Consider the following 4,540-nt stretch of genomic DNA (forward strand, 5'->3'; position numbering starts at 1 on the left):
CGATTACTGCTCTGCCGAACCTTTATATCAGAGGCTTACGCTATTTTCAGACGTTGCCATAGAGCCGTTTTCTTTTTGTGTAACCGCTCTATCCTGCTGTTTTTGAGAAACTATGCGACCTACTGAGATCCCAGAGAGCCAAAATTTAATGGGTAAGTGCCGATGGGTTTGTCCCTCCGGCAGGCAAAAATCGGTATCGCGCCACTGCGAGCGGTGCCGGTACGCCCCGGGGTCCGAGGCCATGTCGAGCCTGACATTGAGAATACGCGGTAACCGAGGAGATCCGCGACGCGGTCCACCGGAAGGCGGGCACCCGTGAACAAGCGATAAAAAGCGAGGACACGGGCGGTGCGGCGCGGAAGTCGGAGCCGTCCATAGTAGCGTCGATCCCCGGTAATGCGGGGGAAGCGTTGCGGGCGGCGGTTTGAGATAACGTGCGGGCGATACACGGCCCTACACAGTGAGGATTCTGTCCGTGACAACATATTCTGCGCGTTTCACTTGGTCGGCGTGCCGGTGCCCTCGGGCGAAGCACGTCAGCGAAGGACGTCCTTGGATGTATGGCGTCGGAAGGTGATGGGTCCTTGGACCTGTCAAATCGAGGAGGACTCAAACTGGGAGCCGGATGGTGTAACACTCCAAGTCCGGTTCTGCGAGGAGCCGGGAACGAATCGTCGTATGGCAGAGATAGGGTGGCACCGCCGGAAACCAGGCGGCAAACAGAGAATACAAACTTCAGCCTAAGCGGCGGCAAGGACTCGGCTTACTCTCCGGCTCGAATGGCATTGACTTAAGCCGCGGCATCGGTAAAACAGCGCATTACGTGCAGACCGAGAAGCTGTCAATTGACTGGAAGCGGCATTTTCCGCTACTGTGCGGATCACGGATTGCCTCCCCTAACGGTATTGATTGTCAACCAAGATACGGGGCTTCCTGGCGAAGGTCTTTCGACGCTAGAGGAAGTAAACCAAGATCGGGAGGCGGTATTCCGCTTCAATTGGTTCGCATTGGAGCCACCCCAAAACTCGGATTTTTGAGGTCATACGTGGGGATTTCAGCCACCGCTTTTCTTGGTCCCAATCTGCAACACAGGTAAGTTTGCTATGAACGTTACGCTTGAATGTGAGCATGAAGACGATGCCCGGTGGCTCGCCCAAGTGCCCCAGGTACCCGGCGTTCTCGTTTATGGTGGGTCCTGTGCTCAAGCTATGACAAAAGCCTAAATCCTAGCGTTACGTGTGCTAGCTGGTCGTCTTGAACACGATGTACTTAAACCCAGCGATATTTGTATTCTCGTAGCCGCTGCGGCATGAGTAACTGGTCCTCTAGGGTCCTCTAGGAAAGCCAAGAGACTGTGAAAGTATTCCACGGAAGGGTTTCCCGTAGCCTGGATGGAGCGCAGCGGAATCCAGGTCACCGCTGCAAGTGGCTGATACCTTGTTCATCCGCGAGTCTGTCCACTATGCGCTTAAGCAACTGTCATAACTTTCACGATTTCCGGGAGCTGGCCAGGCGCCGGCTGCCGGGTCCGATCTTCAATTACATTGACGGCGGGGCAGACGATGAGGTGACTTATCGCCGGAATACGGCGAGCTTTGAGCGTTGCGATCTGGTTCCCGATGTCCTGCGCGGGGTGGCAAACGTCGATCTATCCGTGACCGTGATGGGTCAGAAGTTAGCGGTGCCCTTCTATTGCTCGCCGACGGCCCTGCAACGCCTGTTCCACCATCAAGGCGAACGCGCGGTCGCGGCTGCCGCGTCACAGTATGGCACGTTGTTCGGCGTATCCTCGCTCGGGACCGTCAGCCTGGAGGAGTTGCGCCAAGCCTACGCGACGCCGCAGATGTATCAGTTTTATTTTCATAAGGACCGTGGCCTCAATCGCGCCATGATGCAACGCGCCCGGGACGCGGGTGTCGAGGTCATGATGCTGACCGTCGACAGCATCACCGGCGGTAACCGCGAGCGCGATCTGCGGACCGGCTTTGCGATACCGTTCAGGCTGACATTCGGCGGTATGCTGCAATTCGCGCTCAAGCCGATGTGGGGCCTGAATTATGTGACCCACGAACGCTTCAGTCTGCCCCAGTTGGACCAGCACGTCCACATGGACGGGGGCACGATGTCGATCGGGCGCTATTTCACTGAGATGCTGGACCCTGCCATGAACTGGGATGATGTGGCAGAGATGGTCCGGGAATGGAGTGGGCAGTTTTGCCTTAAGGGTGTCATGTCGGTGGGGGATGCGAAGCGCGCGGCGGAGATCGGCTGCGCGGGTATTGTACTGTCCAATCACGGCGGTCGGCAGTTGGATGGTTCGCGCTGCGCGTTCGATCAGTTGGCGGAGGTCGTCGATGCCGTCGGCGAGCGCGTGGATGTGATGATGGATGGCGGGTGCCAGCGCGGCACGCACGTCCTGAAGGCGCTTTCGCTCGGCGCTAAGGCCGTGGGCCTCGGACGCTTCTATCTGTTTCCGCTGGCGGCCGCGGGCCAAGCGGGTGTCGAGCGGGCGCTGGGTCTCATGCGGGCGGAGATCGAGCGGGGAATGAAGCTGATGGGGCGTGCGTCGATCAGCCAGCTCTCGCGCGACAATCTGCGGTTCAGGTAGCCGCATGCCCTGATTCCCATGTCCCGAAACTCTTAAACCTAAATCCGGCAGATGCTCACGCCAAGGCGCCAAGAAGAAACAACGAATGTGGGCAGCATCGGCATCACCCTACGGGTGAGTCGCCGAACGCCAATAACGTTTTGAACAACCTTGGCGAACTTGGCGCCTTGGCGTGAGAACCGCTCTTTCTGGGTTAAATCTTTTGGCGCCACAGCTCTCGCTTATTAAACGGTTACTCGGAATGTCACTCATCCAAAGATTTAGATCGCTTAAAGGTGATCGCCTGAACGCTGTCCGCCGCCGATTAGCAATGCTGACGGATCAAGGCATGACGCTACTGCACTGGAAACTGACAAGGCCGCCTGAGGTTCCCGCTTTTGATGGGGTTCCTCGTATCGCATTGATTGTCGTAAATTTTTCAACCACGTATTATTTGAAGCTCATGCTGTTGACGCTGTGTGAGCAGAAACAATTAGACCTGGTTCGGAGAATAATTATTGTTGATAACGACTCTCGCGATGGCGGTAAGGCTTTTTTGCGTAAGCTCTCTAATTCAGTCGAGCGGATTGAATTGGTAGAGCATGCCTATTTTCTTTCGCATGCCAGAGGGTTGAGGGCAGGCGTTGCTAAATTGCCGAAAATTGAGGCACATCTTAAATCAACAGAACAATCCAATTTGTTCCTGATTTGCGATACCGATATAATCTTTCTAAATCCTGATACATTGGGTCGTTTAACTGATGTGGTCATTAAGTCGAATGCAGCGTTAGCGGGCGAGTTGCGGTATGGTGTAAATGTTTGCCCAGACGTCCAGGCCTCTTTTTTTCTATTGAGGCGTGACTGTTACTTCCGGAAAGACATTGTGCCATTCGTGGATCATGGTTCACCTGCCTATTGGATGCAGCGTAGCTTATGGCAGGCGGGGTTAACCTTAGAAAACTTCGCAAGTAATTTTGATGGCTACATTTTACCTCGACTTTGGCCATTTTTGCAGTTGGGCGACGGCCCCGCGCGTGACGCCACGGCGGTGCCGACGCGTGCGCTGAGCAGGGGGTTGCGGCGGCCGCTCGTCGCGGCCAGGCGGCACCCGCCAGTGGCCGTGGCACGCGGGGACACGCAGGGGAAGGCAGGCGGGGCATCAACAGTGTATGTTCCGAGGTCGACCAAGACACCGGACGTACCCAGGGATGCCCCTCCTGCCAGCCTCGATTGTACCGACTCTGCTGCCCTGTGCGCCGCTGTTCACCGCGCCGACCTGGCGCCCTGTGCAGGTCTTGGTGACCGGCACGCTGCTGGCCCAAGGCCCGCGCACGGTGGCCGCGGCCCTGCGGGTCCTGGGGCTGGCGCACGAGCCCCGGTTTGAGCGTGACCACCGGGTCCTGAGTCGGGGGCGCTGGTCGGGGGTGCAGGGGTCGCAGATCCTGCTGGGACTGCTGATGGCGCTGCTGCCGCCCGGCTGGCCGATCCTGGTAGTGGTGGACGAGACCCTGGAGCGGCGCAAGGGCGCGCGCGTTGCCGCCAAGGGGATGTCCCGCGATGCGGTACGCTCGAGCAACAGTCGCGTGGTGACCTGTCTGGGCCGGGTCTGCATGGCGTTGATCGTCCCCTTGCCCTGGAGCCGGCGGCCCTGGGCGTTGCCGTTCCTGACCTTGCTGGCGCCATCGCAACGAGCCAACCTCGCGGCGGGAAAGGCGCATCGGAGCGTCATCGACTGGACCGTCGTCATGCTGCGGCTGGTGGCGCGCGGGCTCACGCGCCGCCGCTGGGTCCTCGTTGGGGACGGCAGAGATTCCTGTGTGCGCCTGGGCTGGGAATGCCTCAGCGCCTAGGCGGCCTTGATCTCACGCCTGCGCCTGGATGCGCGCCTGTTCGCGCCGCCATCAGCGGTGCAGCCGGGCCGGCGCGGCCCCAAGCCGCAGAAGGGCCTACCCC

Annotated in this window: 2 protein-coding genes; both read left to right on the forward strand. The window is 58.7% G+C overall.

What is annotated here, in order from left to right:
- The first annotated feature begins 1,462 nt into the window (after nt 1-1,462).
- On the forward strand, nt 1,463-2,608 hold the full coding sequence (locus QZX93_RS08550; protein WP_295394508.1) for an alpha-hydroxy acid oxidase: 1,146 nt from the start codon (nt 1,463-1,465) through the stop codon (nt 2,606-2,608).
- A gap of 1,187 nt (nt 2,609-3,795) precedes the next feature.
- On the forward strand, nt 3,796-4,437 hold the full coding sequence (locus QZX93_RS08555) for a transposase (RefSeq protein ID WP_295394510.1): 642 nt from the start codon (nt 3,796-3,798) through the stop codon (nt 4,435-4,437).
- Nucleotides 4,438-4,540: the final 103 nt, after the last annotated feature.

The organism is uncultured Thiodictyon sp. (genome assembly GCF_903946935.1).
Taxonomy (GTDB): Bacteria; Pseudomonadota; Gammaproteobacteria; order Chromatiales; family Chromatiaceae; genus Thiodictyon.

Excerpts from the sequence above, each read along its gene's own strand:
- QZX93_RS08550 (WP_295394508.1), top strand. The coding sequence starts at position 1,463 with ATGCGCTTAAGCAACTGTCATAACTTTCACGATTTCCGGGAGCTGGCC.
- QZX93_RS08555 (WP_295394510.1), top strand. The coding sequence starts at position 3,796 with ATGCCCCTCCTGCCAGCCTCGATTGTACCGACTCTGCTGCCCTGTGCG.